Source organism: Mycobacterium sp. JS623, from assembly GCF_000328565.1.
Lineage (GTDB): Bacteria > Actinomycetota > Actinomycetes > Mycobacteriales > Mycobacteriaceae > Mycobacterium.
In genome coordinates, this window is record NC_019966.1 from 839,901 (window position 1) to 855,921 (window position 16,021).

Below are 16,021 nucleotides of genomic sequence, written 5' to 3' on the forward strand. Positions count from 1 at the left end.
GCTGAGCCGTCGGTTCGGGCAGGACAGCAAACCGATGCTCTGCCGCGCGACGCGGTGCGGGCGCAGTGCCGCGACGTGGTTCGTCGCCTTCAATCAGATGGCGCCACTGCGCGTTTCGATCTTGACGCGACGGCGCGATTCGATCTCGATGTTGACAAGACTGCTCGACTAGATCCGGTTCGGGCACGGCGGCCAAGACCGCAAAACGATGCGTTGCTGCGCGACGCGGTGCGGGCTCAGCGTCGCGGCCGTGAGGCTATTTACCGTCCACGACTGGTTCCACCGCGGCCGCCGGGGCAGCAGATCAATGCTCCACTGCATGCCGCTGTGACTATGAGCGAGGCAGATGTTTGGGGGCTCCGGGTCAGCCGGACGGCCGCGGCGTTCGTCGCAGTTCTTCTGTTCGTCGCGTTGATCGTTTTGAGTGGGCATCCCTTCGGCGGCGACCAGCACCCCGCGCCGCAGCCGTCGGTGCCCTCCGCCGTGACGGACCAAGAGCAACCGGCGTCTGGGCGCGAATCCGGCTCGGCTTCACCTGCCGGCCCCGGTGCGCATCCCGAAGGCTCATCCGGCGGGGCACTACCACCGGCGACCGGCGTGCAAGCGTTTTCAGGCGACAATGAAAAGCAAGCAAAGCCAATACCGGCCGAGCAGAGCAAGAATCGTCCATCGTCGTGGCTGGAGTTACTTCTCAACGGCGTGCTGGTGCTCCTGTCGCTGGGCTTGTTCACGGTATCCAGTACCACTCTGTGGTGGATGCTGCACGCGTGGCACAGTCCGGACGCGTTGGCAGCGACAGGTTTTCGACGTCGCAGCGCGCGTGCACCTCGGTCGTTCTCCTTACTGTTACCGGCTCGCCACGAACAGAGTGTCCTCGGGGACACGATCGACGCGATGGCTCGGCTCGATCACCCGAAGTACGAGGTGATCGTGATCATCGGTCATGACGATCCGGAGACGGAGTTGGTCGCGCGTGCGGCGGCGGCACGCCATTCGCGCATCGTCAGGGTGGTCATGGACTACCACCTGCCCAAGAACAAACCGAAGGCGCTCAACACAGCATTGCGAAAATGCAAGGGCGACATCGTCGGTGTCTTCGACGCCGAGGACGAGGTGCATCCGGGGCTGCTGCGTCTGGTTGAAGCGCGCTTCGAGGAATCCGGCGCAGACGTGGTTCAGGCGGGTGTGCAGTTGATGAACGTCCAGACGAGTTGGTGGTCACTGCGCAACTGCCTGGAGTACTACTTCTGGTTCCGCTCGCGCCTGCATTTTCACGCGGATAAACGGTTCATCCCGCTCGGAGGCAACACCGTGTTCACCCGCACCGACCTGTTGCGGCAGGTGGGCGGCTGGGATCCCGACTGTCTGGCGGAGGACTGCGAGATCGGTGTGCGGTTGTCCTCGCGGGATGCCGTCGTGGCCGTCGCCTATGACCCGCAAGCGGTAACCCGCGAAGAGACCCCCGGTTCGATCCGTGGCCTCGTGAAGCAGCGCACGCGCTGGGATCAAGGTTTTCTCCAGGTGCTCCGCAAGGGTGAATGGCGCAAGCTGCCCAGCCGCAGACAGCGCTGGCTGGCCCGCTACACCTTGGCGATGCCCTTGCTGCAGGCGGCAACGGGCCTGTTGATGCCGCTGTCGATAGCGTCGATGTTCCTGTTGAAGGTTCCCGTGCCGACGGCGTTGGTGACGTTTTTGCCGCTCGCGCCGACGCTCGTCACCATGGCGGTCGAGTCTGCCGCTCTCGGTGAGTTCGGACGGGAATTCGGCATCCGAATACGTGTCCGTGACCAAGCGCGACTATTGCTGGGCACCCTTCCATACCAGCTGCTACTTGCGGCCGCCGCCGTGCGGTCGGTGTGGCGTGAGATCCGCGGCCAAGGAGGCTGGGAAAAGACCGCGCACGCCAACGCCCACCGCACTACCGCACCCAGGCCTCCGGTGCCGGTATGAGTCGGTTGTCCCGTCTGAATCCCTCGATCCCGCTACTCGGGATTCTGTTGACGCTCACCGCGACACTACGGTTGATCAACCTGACGAGGTCGCCCATCCGAATGGACGACGAAGGCACGTACATGGCCCAGGCCTACGCCGTGACCGAATGGGGACAACTCGCCCACTACACCTATTGGTACGACCATCCGCCGGCCGGCTGGCTGCAGTTGGCGTTGTGGACGGCGATTTCGGGTCCCGACTTCGGGGGCAACGCGGTCGCTGCCGGGAGATACCTGATGGTCGGCGTCGCCGTGATCACTGCCGGCCTGCTGTGGACCCTGGCGCGCCGAATCGAAATGTCGCGGTGGGCAAGCGCGGTCGCGGTCGGCGTCTTCGCGTTGTCTCCGTTGGCAATCTCGTTGGGCCGCATGGTCTATCTGGACAATCTCGCGGTCGCTTGGTTGCTGGGCGCCCTGGTGCTTGTGTGCTCACCGCGGTACCGGCTGTCGGCAATATTCGGCGCTGCAGCATGTTTCGGCATCGCGGTGTTGACCAAGGAGACGATGCTGGTGCTCCTGCCGATGTTCGCGTGGCTGGTCTGGACCAGGACCGCGCCGGCGACCCGCCGGTATGCACTCGCCGTCTTCGTCGCCGTGTTCGGCGTGGTGGTGAGCACGTACCTGTTGATGGCTGTCCTGCGTGGTGAGCTGGTCCCCGGCCCGGGACACGTCAGTCTGTGGGAGGGCATCAGGTTCCAGTTGCGGGACCGCGCGGCGGGCGGCGCGCTCGATGATCACGGTTCACTCAAACGGCAAACCGTTGACGAGTGGTTCCGACTCGACCCGGCCCTGCCGTCTTTGGCCGGCCCGATCGTCGTGGCCGCACTGTTTGTCCGGCGGCTGAGGGCGTTCGCGGTCGGGTTGGTGATACTCATCGCCACGGTTCTCCGTCCCGGGTACCTGCCGGCGCCGTTCATTCTCTCCGCGCTGCCGTTGATAGCACTTCTGGCCGCGGGCACCGGTGAGGTCGCGCTGCGCTATGTCTTCCGCGCCGTTGAGCAGCCATTGATTGACTTGCGGCGCTTGCGGATTCCGGCGCTGGCCGCCGTGACGCTGAGCGTGTCCATAGTCGTGTCGCTCTGGCTGCCCGCCTATCACGGCTTACTGGAATCCGACCGAGACTCGTCGATGCGGCAGGCTCAGCGCTGGATCGAGCAGAACGTGCCCAAGACCGACCGGCTGATCGTCGACGATGCGTTGTGGTTGGACCTGATCCGGGACGGCCGCGACCGGCGGAATGTCGTGTGGGCCTACAAGGTCGACACCGACGCGCAGGTGCAGGCTTGGTCGCCAGACGGTTGGACCGACTACGACTGGGTCGTGACGAGGGAGTCCTCGCGTACCAACATGCGGCCGAACGCGGTACTCAGCGACGCGGTCGCGCACTCACAACCAGCAGCGGCGTTCGAGTCGGGCGCCGAGCGAGTCGAGGTGCTTCGCGTCGACAACGGCGCACCGACCTCGAAACCCCCGACGCCAGCGGCGCCGGCGTTCGGAGGCCAACTCGCGACCCGCCTTGCCGGTGCCACCGATCCGGATGTGCTCGCGATCCTGCAGTCTCGGACGGTGGATCAACGTGTGCTCGCGACACTGGCGGTGATCGCTGCGACGCAACCCGTTCGGGTCGAGGCGATTTCGACGATCCGAGGCGAGGACGACACCGGAACGCCCCGACGTGATTTCACGCTGGGGGGCACACGCCAGCGGCTACAGGGTGTGGCGGAATTCCTCGAAAGCCAAGTGGGTGCGTTCGCGGTACAGTCCGTGAAACTCACCTCCGACGGACTGAGGGTTCGATTCCCGTCGCGTACCAAGGACATTGGTTTGGGCGTTGGTCCAGCGCCGCAGCAGGGCGGTCCGGCCGCACTGCGGATGGCGGACCTGCGACGCGGTGGGCCGGCCGAGAAACTGAACTTGGTGCGCATCGACGGCGCCGCAGCCGGTTCGCTCGAGACGAGCGACGACGCGAATCCGTCGAGCTATCGGTCAGTTCCCGCGGGAACATACGTGGTGGTGGCCAACCGCGCCGACGGAGGCAACCCGGTCATCCGCCAGGTGCTCACGCTCCGTCCAGGCGTGACCTACACACTGGCATTGTTCTCCGCGGGCGAATCCAGCCAAGTCGCAGCCCAACTCTCACCGGACGGCGCGCCCACCGGGCCAAGCCCCGACTCCGCCGTGCGGATGCTGCACGCTGCCAGCGCTGCAGGATCCGTCTACCTGGCGCTGGTAAAGCCCGGAATGCTCGAGCCGATGGTGCTGGCGAACCAAGCTGGGTACGGGCTCATCACCGGGTATGCCCCGCTGCCCGCGGGGCAGTACGAAGCGGTGGTGACGGCAAATGGTCGGGAATCGCGCCAACCCGTTGAATTCCTGGCCGGCGTGCCGATGAGTCTCTTGCTGACGGACGGACCCGACGGTCCCGTGCTGCGGACGCTGGTGGATGTTCCGGACGCCCCTGCCGCGCTGGACCCCCAGTCGTTGACGATGCCCGCGAGCGGGGGTGTGGTGGACAAAACCGCGGCGAAAACGCCTGTGACTGAAAGCTCGGACGGAAGACGGATTGCCATCGCGTTGTGCTTAGCGGCCGTCGTGGGCGCAGCGGTTCTGATGGCCAGGTCGCGGCGGCCGCGACGGCAAAGCGCCGGTGTATTGCATGAGGCGGTGCCTGCGCATGAGCGCGCAGGCGCGGTGGATCGCCCACGGCCGCGACCTGCTCGGGTGGGCATGAAGCCGTCGGTTCCACGGCAGCCGCTGAGACCGCGCAAGGGTGTTGTCGTGCACAAGGTTTCGCGCCCGGTTGAAGACACTGCGGCCTTGCATCGGGATCCTGACAGGACCGCGCGACTTCCCCGGGCTGGCATGAAGCCGTCGGTGCCACGGCAGCCGCTCAGACCGCGCAAGGGTGTTGTCGTGCACAAGGTTTCGCGCCCGGTTGAAAACACTGCGCCCTTACGTCTGGATCTTGATAAGACCGCGCGACTACCTCGGGCGGCCATCAAGCCTTCGGAACCGCGGAGGCCGAGATGACGATGCGACGGAGGACCGCGTTCGCAACTGCGCTCGTATTGGTGTTGATGATCGGCGCCGGCTGGCGGATCGCGAACGCGATCGATCCGCGGCTGGATACGGGCGAGATCGCCGCCTTGCGGGAGCACACGGCGCGTATCGCCGGCCAACAGTTCCTGGATGAGTACGTCGAATCCGACGGCCGGGTGGTGCGGCGTGACGAGGGCGGTGACGTCGTGAGCGAGGGGCAGGCCTACGGGATGCTCATCGCCGCGGCAGTCGGTGACGAGACTCGGTTCCGGTCGATATGGAAGTGGACGAAAACTCACTTACGCCGCGCTGACGGTCTGCTCTCCTGGCGGTGGGCCGATGACAAGATCACCGGCGCCAACAGCGCCGCGGATGCCGATCTCGATGCGGCGCGGGCGTTGGTGTTGGCGGGCCGCCGCTTCAATGCGCCGGAACTCACCAACGACGGCAAACGGTTGGGCGAGGCGATCCTCGACACCGAGTCTGTCGCCGTCGGCACCGGGGTCGCCGCTCCGAGCGATGTGAATCCGCCAGGTACGTGGGTGGCCGGGTCGGGGCGCATTCTCGTCGGCGGAAATTGGGCCAACGCCGCGCCGTACGTCGTCAATCCGGGGTACTTCAGCCCTCGCGCCGAACGGGACCTCCTGGAGATATCGGCTGACCGGCGGTGGACGGACATCACCCGCACCCAGCGGGTCCTGGGGTGGCAGCTGATCGGAACCGGGATGCTGCCGCCCGATTGGGCCACCGTCAGTGAAGTGGGCCACGCCGTGCCCACCGGGCCCGTCACCGGAGGACCCGTACGCTTCGGTCTCGACGCCTCGCGCCTACCCGTTCGGTTCGCAGAATCCTGCGATCCAGACGACCGGGCCCTCGCGGGTGCGATGCGACCCTTGCTGACGGCGCCGGGTGAAGTTCCGGCGTTGCGCAACCTGAATGGGTCGGCCGCCGGCAGTTGGCAGCATCCGGTTGGCCTGGTCGCCGCAGCGGCCACCGAACAGGGGGTCGGCAATCCCGACGGCGCCGTCGAGCGCCTTGACGCGGCAGCGCAACTCGAGCAGCGGTCTCCGACCTATTACGGCGCCGCGTGGGTGGCGCTGGGCCGCATCATGCTGACCACGTCGCTGCTCGGCGAATGCCCTTCCGCCAGTTGAACGTTCGGTGAGCGCGATAGGGTTTGCGCCCTAATCTCCGTGGCCGCGCTTGCCCCCATGGCCGCCGCCGTGTCCAGGCCGAGGGCCGCCGGGGCCCCATGCTGGGCCCGGGTTGAAGACGGGGGGCTGAGGAACTGGTGGCAGCCACTGGAGGATTGACGGCGGGATCACCGGCACAACCACAACTGGCGGTGGCGGCCCAGCGGCGGGCGGTGCCGCCGGGGCGGGTGCGGCATTGTGCACTACGACTCGTGGGGGTGGCGAGGCGGGCGGGACCATCGACCGCGCCGTGGCGGCGGCAGCCTGTGGTGGCGCGGACGGGGGCGGGTTGGGCTCGGGTTGCGGCACAACGGGTTGCGCACTCGGCACCGTCGGCGGCGGCGCCACAGCGGGCGGAGGCACCGCCACACCGCCCATGCTTTGATCGATGGGCTGCTCGGCCGGGTCGAGACTGCTCACCATCGCGATGGTCAGGGCCGCCACGCCCGCTACGAAGATGGCGGACAGCGAGCCGCCGATCAACAGGAACGGCTTGTTGCGTTCCGGCGCGCCGGACTCCGAAGCGATTCCGTCGGTGGATACGTCGGCGTGGCCAAGGAACGTAGTGATCTCATCTGCCGGAGCCACCGGGTAGAGCATGGTCTCGCCGTCGGGAACCAGGGAGTAAGCCAGGCCGATGGTGGATGTGTCGAACCGCGGCGCATTCGCCGAGGCCAGCGCAGCACCGCGCGCCAAGGCCAGGTGGGGTTCTTCAGGGGCGACGACCGGTACCGGCACCAGGTCTTTCAGCTGTGCGTTGGCCGCAGTGACGTCCACACCGGAGCCGACGACGTAGATGGCCTGGGGCATCGACTTCGCAGGCGTGAGGCCGGTGGCCATCTCGGCCAGCACGGGGATCGGGTCCGCACTGTCGAGGGGCTGGCTGAGCACCTTCACGACTGATCCGTCGGCGGTCTCGACGATCGCCAGGCTCGCGGTGTCGCGCTCGACGAACATCAGCGCGGTCCTGTCGTAGCCCACCGCCCGCCCGAGCGCCTGGGCGAGGGCCGCGGCGGCATGCAACTCCGAAACCAGCATCACGTCTTCGATGCCGCGGGCGATCAATGCCTCGCGGAGCACGCTTGCGTCGGCCCGGTCAGTCCAAGTCACCCCGGTCGAGATCAAACGATGGCCGGAGCCGAAGGCGCCCTCCTGGGTTCCCAGGATCGCGGCGATGACGTGGTCGGGTGCGTTCGACGTTGCCGGGCCGTCGATGGCGGTGATGTCGAAGACGTCGTGCTCGACGATGACACCGTCGGCTTTTTCGCCCTCGACGAGGGCGATGCTGACGGTCGTGGGTGTCATCGACACCCCAAGTACGATGTCCACCGGCCCCCTACAGGTTTGCTCGGCATGTTCGGCTATCGGCGGAAGGCCCGTCCCACGCACTCCGTAAACGTGCGTCCCCCAACGCCGCTGACCACTTCCGGCTGGTCTCATCGAACGTGTTCTCGCACCTACCCGGTGACACGTACGCTACTCGCTTCGTCCACCGCTGAGGAGTGATGCGGGAAGATTTTTGAGACCCTGCCGCAAGTGGCCGAAGTGGTGCTGCCGTCCGATGAATTGCGCTGCGTGGCAATGCTTTTGCGCCGCCGCCGCGATGGCGAGGACCGGATCCTGCAGTTTGGGGCCCCGGCGTTATCGGGATGGCACGAGCACGGCCGACCGACGGGCCGGCCGGCTGGCCCGTCGATAGCCAGCGTCGCGTTGGGCGGCAGTGCGGCCAGCGTCACTGGCGCGGGCGTATCGGCGGCGATGTTGATCGTCGATGCGGGCAGCGAAGCGAGCCCGGCTCTGGCAACGTCCACGGTGAGCTCCGCGACACGGGACAGCGGCACACCCGCGTGCCCCGGTGGGCCCGCAGGGCCAATCGGGATCATTTGGGGGCACTCTAATGAAAACGCATGTCGAGTAACGACATTGGGTGGAGGGTTGAAGGATGAACGCGACGGCCCAGGCGGATCTGGTGTGTGAGGGCGGCGGTGTTCGGGGCATCGGCTTGGTTGGTGCGGTGCATGCGCTGGTAACGGCTGGATATGGATTTCCGCGGGTCGCTGGATCCAGTGCGGGCGCGGTCGTCGCCTCCATGGTGGCGGCGCTTCAGGCCGCTGGCGAACCGCTGTCGCGACTAGATGAGCTCGCTCAGAGCATCGACTATTCGAAGTTCGCCGACCCCACTCTGCTCGCGCGGATACCAATCGTGGGCCCGGCGCTGTCACTCCTCGCGAGGGACGGGCTGTACAAGGGCGACTACCTAGAGAACCTGCTGACCGGGCTGCTCGGCGATCTTGGGGTGCACACGTTCGGTGACCTGCGCACCGGTGAGCAGGCGCAGCAGTATGCGTGGTCGCTGGTGGTCACCGCCAGTGACCTGTCGCGGCGCAGATTGGTCCGCATCCCGTGGGACCTGCAGAATTACGGGTTTGATCCCGATGAGTTTTCGGTGCCGAAGGCGGTGCGCGCCTCGTCGGCGGTGCCGTTCGTGTTCGAACCGGTGCGGGTCAGCGGTGCGACGTGGGTGGATGGTGGACTGCTGTCGAATTTTCCTGTCCAGTTATTCGACAGCCGCGACGCGCCGCGGTGGCCGACGTTCGGCATGCGACTTTCTGCACCGCAGGGAATGCCGCCAACGCACCAAATCCGGGGTCCGCTTTCGCTGGCGTTCGGGGCGCTGGAAACGCTGATCAGCGACCAGGACGCGGCCTATATCGATGACCCGTGCACGGTTCGACGCACCATCTTCGTTCCCGCCGAATCGGTCGGATCGCTGGATTTCGACATCGGCGCCGAGGAGCGCGACGCGCTATACAACCGCGGGGTGCATGCGGCCCAGGATTTCCTGGCGTCCTGGGATTACGCTGAATATCTGCGGGTGTGCCGCAGCGGTTCAGCGCCTGCAACCGAGGTATGAGCGCCTCGAGATGCATCGTGGCTCAATGGAATATGTCAGGCGCCGAATCACTAGTGACGCCTGTTCTGTGTTCTGTGTGGGCTCGATGGTTAGGCGAACCACCTACTCGCACAACGTAACTGCAAGCGTGCGCGCATATTTCGGTCTCGTCCAGTGCCGATGCGGCTGGTCTACCAGTACCCGATGACTCGCCCCGCACCAACGGCCGTTAGCCAAAAGCGAGGGGCAGGCCACCCATGATCGCGAATCGTCGTGATTCGTCGTGGGACGGATTGCGGCGTTGCGCGGTCCTGGGTGAAATCCCAACGGGGGACGGCGATTTCGCCGTCGCGGGCGTGTGAGCGAAACCCGACGTTGGTCGATTCGGCGGCCGCGTTGGCGTCGTGAGTTGGCGGGCCACGCCGCGGCTCTGCTCCATGGTGCCGAACGCGGTGAAGCGTTTGACGCGCTGGGCGCAGCGCTGCTGGATGCGTTCGACTTCGTCGATCTGGTGGCCGACGAGTTCGAAGAAGCCGGCCATCACCTTGCGCAGGGCGGGGTCGAGGGCGGGTAGGGCTTCGGCGACGGCGGCGACGTCGGCCTCGAACTCGGCGCGTTGGTCGGGGTCGTTGATCATGCGCAGGAAGGCGCGATGCGAGTCGCGGCCCTTCGAGTCCCAGGCGGCCTGATAGTCCGAATACATTTGGCGCTGGCGGTCGCGGTATTCGGTGTTGGAATCGATGGGTTCGTCGAGGGCGGCGGTGGCCTGTTCGTTCAGGGTGCCGTATTGGCCGATGTCGGTGATGAGGCGTTCCATTTGTAGGGCGATGGCGCGGGCCTCGTCGTAGCAGTCGGTGACGTCGGGCTGAGGGCGTTGACCGGCGTCGAGTTGGTTGAGTTCCTCATGGAGAGTGGCGATTTCGGCTTCGATGTGCTTACGGATGCGGGCGGGGTCGTTATCGACTTTGACGGCGACCTGCTTGAGGCGCGCGGCGATGCCGGTGATGGAGCCGCCGGTGGCAATGGTGTCCTGGCGGCGCATGGTCCTTAAGAAGTCCAGCGCGCGGCGGGCGTCCTGGGTGAGGTAGCAGACGTTGGTGTCGTGGCGTTCGTCGACGATGCGGTGCAGCCAGCACTGGGCGGCCCAGGACTTGATCAGCGCGAGCCCGGACTGAGGATCGTCAAGGCCGTCGAGGTCGCGTTCCAGCCGCACCACGAGCTCAGTCAGGCACGGCACCATCGCTAAGGTGCCGCTCCATCAGGGTCGCGTAGAGGCACAGGTTGGTGGCCGCGAGCAGGCGGATCGCGCGCGAGCCCTGCAGGTCACCGTTGAGGTCGAGCAGGTCGGCGGCCGACAGTTCTACGTTGTCGTCCACCCGTTCCTCTATTCACGTTATTGGTCCGGAGGCCCAACATAGGCCAACGGGACGACATGGCGGTGCCGAGAGGAGCCGTGTCGGGAGGGATTTTCATCACCGCACGCGTTTGCCGACGTCAGCGGAATAGCCCTCCGCCGAAGGGTTTGCGCTGCGCACGCGACGGCTTGGTGCCGGTGTGAATGATGTTGCTGATGGTTACAGCAGGACTGGCATGCTTCTGGAGAGCGCCAGCAGATAACGACGCTGTGAAACGGTGTGGTCGACTACGTCGCTCATTGCGCTCGAGGAACGGCTCAAGTCACGCGGGCCCGACGCCCCACTGGCGACGGAAAACCTTGGTGCACAACGTGTTTGCTGCGGACTTGATTCCTCAGCGCAGAGGGCCTGATGAGCGTCTACGCTTGGCGCCATGGCTGACCATGACCGCGCCGCCGCGCGCCGGGAGATCACCGACGCCCTGATCGCCGCCCTTGACCGACGTCATGAAGTTCTGGATGCGATCGTGGACGCCGAGAACCGGCCGGCGGCCGTCGAGGCGGTAACCGCGTTGCTCGGCGTCGCGCCGCTGGCCGCGGAAGCGGTGGTCGCGATGCCGTTGCACCGACTCACCAAGGACTCGCGCCGACAGATTGCGGCCGAACTCGAAGATCTCAACAGCCGGCTGACCTTCACCCTGATCGAGCGACCCGAGAGCTCCGGCGAACATGTGGTGCTGCGGCCGTTCTCCCGTGAGGCGGACCGGAACCTCTTCGAAGTCAGGACGACCGATATCGGTGCCGCCGGTGACGGATCCGGCGGGCCGGCAGGCAGCCTCGACGATGAGATCGGCTCGGCTGTCGGACGCATCGATGCCGAGGACGCGGTCTGGCTGGTCGCCGAAAAGGGAACGCAGGCAGTCGGAATGGTGTTCGGTGAGTTGGCGGGCGGCGAGGTGAACGTGCGGGTCTGGATCCATCCCGACCACCGGCAGCATGGCTACGGCACCGCGGCGCTGCGCAAGGCGCGATCGGAGATGGCGGCCTATTTCCCAGCCGTGCCGTTGGTCATTCGCGCGCCCGGCTCCGCCGAATAAGGCGACGTTCAGCCTGCGAGCGCCGCTTCGAAGAACGCCAGCTCCAGACTCATCGCCCGCCGGTAGGTCGTATGCACGGCGGGGGTGTCGTCGTCTTGTTCGTCGAGCAGTTGCTCCAGCCGGGCGGCCAATGTCTGGAAGCTCGGGTCGGCGTAGGTCTGCACCCACTCCGCGTACGGTCCGGCAGCGCCCGCATCAAGCGATGCACCGAGCCAGGCGTAGAGGCGCATGCACGGCGTCATCGCCGCGAACACCAGGGCCAGGCCACCGGTGGCGGCGGTCGCCAGCAGGAATTCGGTGTAGGCCAGGGTCGCCGATGTCGGCACCACGCCGGCCATCTCGATGCCCCACCGGGCGGCGTAAGACGAGTGCAGGCCGAGTTCCTCGCGCACCCCGCCGAGCAGATCGGCCAGCGCGAGCAGTGTGGGTGTGTCTGTACTACGTGCGAGAGCCAATGCGTATGCGCGGGCGAAGGATTCGAGGAAGAAGGCGTCCTGCGCGACGTAGCCGGCGAAGACTTCACGGGGTAGGGAGCCGTCACCGAGGCGGCTCACGAAAGGGTGCGCGAGCGCCGCGGCCGCCAAGTCGCCGTTGTCGGCCCACAGCCGAGCGGACAGCGTCATGCCAGCGCCATGTCCCAGAACGCCACCTCGTGCGTCAGCACATCGGCGACTAGCTCGTCGTGTCGGTCCGGGACGGCCAGGACGCCGAGCGCGTCGACGTAGTCCGCGAACGCCGGCGCCGACCAGTGCTCGATGAATTCACCGAACGGGGAGGTGGCCGACGCGGCGAAGGCCCATGCGAGCAGGTACACCCGCTCGAGCACCCACAGCGCTGTCACCGCCGCCTCAAACGGCGTGGCATCGAGCCGGCCCAGGAGTTCGCGGTAGCCGAGCGCCGGCGGTAGCGCCGGCTGTTCCAGGTTGATCCCCCTCCGCGCGGCCTGGTCTTCGAACCAGTCCAGTTCCGCGACCAGAGCCATGCATCCCCCGGCGAGCACCGTCTGAGCAGTTCGCGGCGCTCGTGCCAGCAGCCGAGCCTGGAAGGTCAGCAGGTCAGCGACGAACAGCGCGTCCTGCACGAGCCATCGGTCAAACGCAGAATCGGTGATCGTCCCGTCGCGCACCGCTTCGAGAAAGGGATGCCGGGTAGCGGCGGACCACAGCGAATCAAGCACGACCCGAAGGATAGTCACGGTCCGGCGGCGGCCTGATCACTCCCACAGGACGGCACGCCATGATGGGGAGTGATGAATAGCGCACGGGTGAACCGGACCATGCTTGCCCTCGGGGTGGCCCTGGGCGTGGTCGTGGCATTGCTGATGGGCGGACCGACCACAGCGGTTGCCCATGCGGCCGCCGCGGCGCCCGCGGGGGATGCCCTCTCGATCGGCGACCCGGACGCCCTCGGGCAGATCGATCTGTACGTGGATCCACTGTGCCCGTACAGCGGGAAAATGGTCCGCGCTAAGGGCGACGAAATCGGTCGACGCATCGAGGCCGGCACGCTTCGCGTCAACCTTCGATTCGTGGACTTCCTCGACAAGTACTCGGCCAGCGCGACCTACGACAGTCGAGCGATCTACGCGGCCTACGTTGTCGCCGACCAGTCGCGATCGAGCGACATCACATGGCGCTTCGTCCAGCAGATCTATTCGGCCGATCAACAACCGAAAGAAAAAGGGCCGACGGACCTCGACAACAACCAGCTCGCCGAGTTGGCCGACCGCGCCGGCGCACCGCAACCTGCGCAAGATCTCATCAGAATTGGCCTGCCGATCGGTTACGACGCCCATGCCATCACAGCCAACAACTTCGCACTGCTGCACCAGTTTCCAAAGCCTGGCGTTCCGCTCGTCGTGATCAATCATCAGCCCGTCGACGGAGCATCGGACTGGCTGGCCCAACTGCCCGGCTGAGAGACGCACTGCGGTTGTAACACGATTAGGTCAGCTAACGATCTTCAGATCGAGACGCGTATCGATTCGGCACAGTGGCTATACGGCATCGAGCGCACAGGACATCAAACGAAGGACTAAGGCATGACGGCAACGTTGACCGGCCCGCCGCGGCCGCCGGAGCCGGGTGCGGCCGAGGTCGCGGCGCCGAAACGCAACCTGATCTTCATCGCCGTGCTGCTGGGGATGCTGCTGGCCGCGCTGGATCAGACGATTGTGGCGACCGCGTTGCCCACGGTCGTTGCCGACCTGGGTGGTGCAGGCCACCAGGCCTGGGTGGTGACCAGCTACCTGCTGGCCTCGACGGTCGTGACGGCGATCGTCGGCAAGCTCGGTGATCTGCTCGGCCGCAAGACCGTCTTCATTGCCGCGGTGCTGTTCTTCATGGTCGGTTCTGTGCTGTGCGGGCTGGCCGGCTCGCTTCCGATGCTGGTGGCGGCGCGAGCCCTGCAGGGCATCGGCGGCGGAGCCATCATGGTCACCGCGACGGCGGTGATCGGCGAGGTGATCCCGCTGCGCGAACGCGGCAAGTATCAGGGCGCCCTCGGCGCGGTCTTCGGCGTCACGACGGTGATCGGCCCGCTGCTCGGCGGGTTCTTCACCGACAACCTGAGTTGGCGCTGGGCGTTCTGGATCAACGTGCCGGTGGCCGTCGTCGTGCTCGTGGTCGCCGTCATCGCGATCCCCAACCTCGGCCGGATGGCGCGACCGGTCATCGACTACGCGGGCATCGTTCTGGTGGGCCTTGGCGCCACGGGGCTTACTCTTGCCACCAGCTGGGGCGGCAGCGAATACCCGTGGGGTTCGCCGATGATCATCGGGCTGTTCGTCGGATCGCTGGTGGCGCTGGGCGCGTTCGTCGCCGTCGAATTGCGGGCGCAGGAACCGATTCTGCCGATGCGGCTGTTCCGGGAACCGGTCTTCGCCGTGTGCTGCGCGCTGTCGTTCGTCGTCGGCTTCGCGATGCTCGGGGCGTTGACGTTCTTGCCGACCTTCATGCAGTTCGTCGACGGGGTGTCGGCCACCACGTCGGGTCTGCACACGCTGCCGATGGTGGTCGGGCTGCTGACGATGTCGATGAGTAGCGGTGTGATCGTGGGCCGCACCGGGCGCTACAAGATCTTCCCAGTCGTCGGAACCGCGGTCATGGCAATAGGTTTCGTGCTGCTGTCGCGAATGGGGCCAGACACATCGACGGTGTTGCAGTCGCTGTACCTGGTGGTGCTGGGCGCCGGGATCGGCATGTGCATGCAGGTGCTGGTGTTGATCGTGCAGAACACCGTCGACTTCTCCGACCTCGGCGTGGCGACCTCCGGTGTGACGTTCTTCCGCACGATCGGCAGCTCGTTCGGCGCGGCGGTGTTCGGCTCGTTGTTCAACAACTTCCTGCATCCCCGACTCGCGGCCGCCATCGCGAGCAGCGGCGCACCGCCTGAGGCGGCGCAGTCGCCGGATGCGTTGCACAAGTTGTCGCCGGAAATGGCGGCGCCGATTGCGGCAGCTTATGCTGATGCACTCGATCTGGTGTTCCTGTATGCGGCGCCGGTCGCGGTGGTCGGGTTCATATTGGCGTTGACGCTCAAGCAGGTTCCGCTGCGCAACTACGCCGTCAGCAGCGCCGCGGATATGGGCGAGGGGTTCGCGATGCCTACGAACGACTCGCCAGATCAGTTGTTGGAGAACGCGGTTGGCCGGTTGATCCGGCATGGCTCCGGTATGCAATTGCGGGCCATCGCGGAGCGTCCGGGAAGCAAGCTCGACATCGGTCGGCTGTGGGCGCTGTTGCAGGTCTTCCGGTTCGGGCAGGCCGCGGGACAGGCGCGGTTGGGCGATGTCGCCGAGCACGTGCGGGTGCCGCGCGAGATCCTGGAGCCGGCGTTCGACCGGCTCGTCGCCACCGGCTATGCGGAGAGAAGTGGCGATGTGTTCTGGCTGACGTCGGCCGGCGCGCATCAGGTCGAGCTCGTTCGCGCGGAGACGATGGATTGGCTTACGCAACGGCTGAGCCAGTCGTCGGGCCTTCAGGTGCGACCGGATCGCGTACAGGTCAGGCAGGCGTTGGATCGGATCACGCAAGACGTTCTGGTGCAACGGGATTGGACTGACGACGAGACGCAGGCGATGCAGATGCGTCCGCCGCGCCGGGCGCCGCGGCCGCGGAGGCCAGCGCCGTTGCCCGCGGCGCCCGTGCCGCCGCGACCCGCTGTGCCTGATCCGCGGGCGGCTGTACCGCGACCGACTGAGCCGCCGACGACGAGGTTGCGGCCGCCCGGCGCGCCGCCGCCCAGGGGGCCGCGGCCGCCGCAGCGGTAGGGAGTTTCAGGCGGCGCCGCGGAGACGTCGGATTCGAATTCGGCGCGTTGGTCGGGGTCGTTGATCATGCGCAGGAAGGCGCGGTGGGAGTCGCGGCCTTGGGAGTCCCAGGCGGCCTGCATCTGGCGTTGGCGGTCGCGGTATTCGGTGCTGGTCGATGGGTTCGTCGGGGGCGGTGGTGGCT

Annotated in this window: 10 protein-coding genes and 2 pseudogenes; 7 read left to right on the forward strand and 5 right to left on the reverse strand. The window is 66.5% G+C overall.

Translation table 11 applies throughout. The features are described from left to right. Positions 1–333 precede the first annotated feature (333 nt). From MYCSM_RS03975 to MYCSM_RS03985, 3 genes are read left to right on the forward strand one after another with little or no spacing between them, the layout of a single operon-like run. On the forward strand, positions 334–1,950 hold the full coding sequence (locus MYCSM_RS03975) for a glycosyltransferase (protein WP_015304852.1): 1,617 nt from the start codon (positions 334–336) through the stop codon (positions 1,948–1,950). Continuing rightward, complete coding sequence (locus MYCSM_RS03980; RefSeq protein ID WP_015304853.1) at positions 1,947–5,021, forward strand: DUF4397 domain-containing protein; 3,075 nt, start codon at positions 1,947–1,949, stop codon at positions 5,019–5,021. The genes MYCSM_RS03975 and MYCSM_RS03980 overlap by 4 nt, the downstream gene beginning before the upstream one ends. After that, the gene (locus MYCSM_RS03985; RefSeq protein WP_015304854.1) at positions 5,018–6,184 is read left to right on the forward strand and encodes a glycosyl hydrolase family 8; all 1,167 of its coding nucleotides are present in this window, start codon (positions 5,018–5,020) and stop codon (positions 6,182–6,184) included. Before MYCSM_RS03980 ends, MYCSM_RS03985 begins: the two co-directional genes overlap by 4 nt. Positions 6,185–6,214: 30 nt before the next feature. Here MYCSM_RS03985 and MYCSM_RS03990 read toward each other — a convergent pair whose 3' ends face one another. Then, complete coding sequence (locus MYCSM_RS03990; protein WP_442928512.1) at positions 6,215–7,612, reverse strand: DUF7159 family protein; 1,398 nt, start codon at positions 7,610–7,612, stop codon at positions 6,215–6,217. 553 nt (positions 7,613–8,165) lie between these two features. Here MYCSM_RS03990 and MYCSM_RS03995 point away from each other — a divergent pair. After that, entirely contained in the window at positions 8,166–9,137 is a 972-nt protein-coding gene (locus MYCSM_RS03995; protein WP_015304856.1) for a patatin-like phospholipase family protein, read from the forward strand. 385 nt (positions 9,138–9,522) lie between these two features. Here MYCSM_RS03995 and MYCSM_RS04000 read toward each other — a convergent pair. After that, positions 9,523–10,492 (reverse strand): annotated as a pseudogene (locus tag MYCSM_RS04000) (DUF3375 family protein); the annotation flags it as partial. 412 nt (positions 10,493–10,904) lie between these two features. Here MYCSM_RS04000 and MYCSM_RS04005 point away from each other — a divergent pair. Continuing rightward, on the forward strand, positions 10,905–11,567 hold the full coding sequence (locus tag MYCSM_RS04005; RefSeq protein ID WP_015304857.1) for a GNAT family N-acetyltransferase: 663 nt from the start codon (positions 10,905–10,907) through the stop codon (positions 11,565–11,567). An 8-nt stretch (positions 11,568–11,575) separates the two neighbouring features. Here the strand turns inward: MYCSM_RS04005 and MYCSM_RS04010 are convergent, their stop codons facing one another. Both MYCSM_RS04010 and MYCSM_RS04015 read right to left on the reverse strand, forming a co-directional pair. Beyond that, positions 11,576–12,190, reverse strand: a complete 615-nt coding sequence (locus tag MYCSM_RS04010; protein ID WP_015304858.1) for a TenA family protein — start codon at positions 12,188–12,190, stop codon at positions 11,576–11,578. After that, positions 12,187–12,744 (reverse strand): TenA family transcriptional regulator, encoded by a 558-nt coding sequence (locus MYCSM_RS04015; RefSeq protein ID WP_041311286.1) that lies wholly within the window; start codon positions 12,742–12,744, stop codon positions 12,187–12,189. The genes MYCSM_RS04010 and MYCSM_RS04015 overlap by 4 nt, the downstream gene beginning before the upstream one ends. 72 nt (positions 12,745–12,816) lie before the next feature. Here MYCSM_RS04015 and MYCSM_RS04020 point away from each other — a divergent pair, with 72 nt between their 5' ends. Beyond that, positions 12,817–13,485 carry a DsbA family protein gene (locus MYCSM_RS04020; RefSeq protein WP_015304860.1) on the forward strand — a complete coding sequence of 223 codons (669 nt, stop codon included), beginning with the start codon at positions 12,817–12,819 and terminating at the stop codon, positions 13,483–13,485. A gap of 123 nt (positions 13,486–13,608) precedes the next feature. Further along, positions 13,609–15,837 (forward strand): MDR family MFS transporter, encoded by a 2,229-nt coding sequence (locus MYCSM_RS04025; RefSeq protein ID WP_015304861.1) that lies wholly within the window; start codon positions 13,609–13,611, stop codon positions 15,835–15,837. Here the strand turns inward: MYCSM_RS04025 and MYCSM_RS38025 are convergent. Then, positions 15,837–16,020, reverse strand: a pseudogene (locus tag MYCSM_RS38025) (DUF3375 domain-containing protein); the annotation flags it as partial. The gene MYCSM_RS04025 and the pseudogene MYCSM_RS38025 overlap by 1 nt on opposite strands. Position 16,021 lies beyond the last annotated feature (1 nt).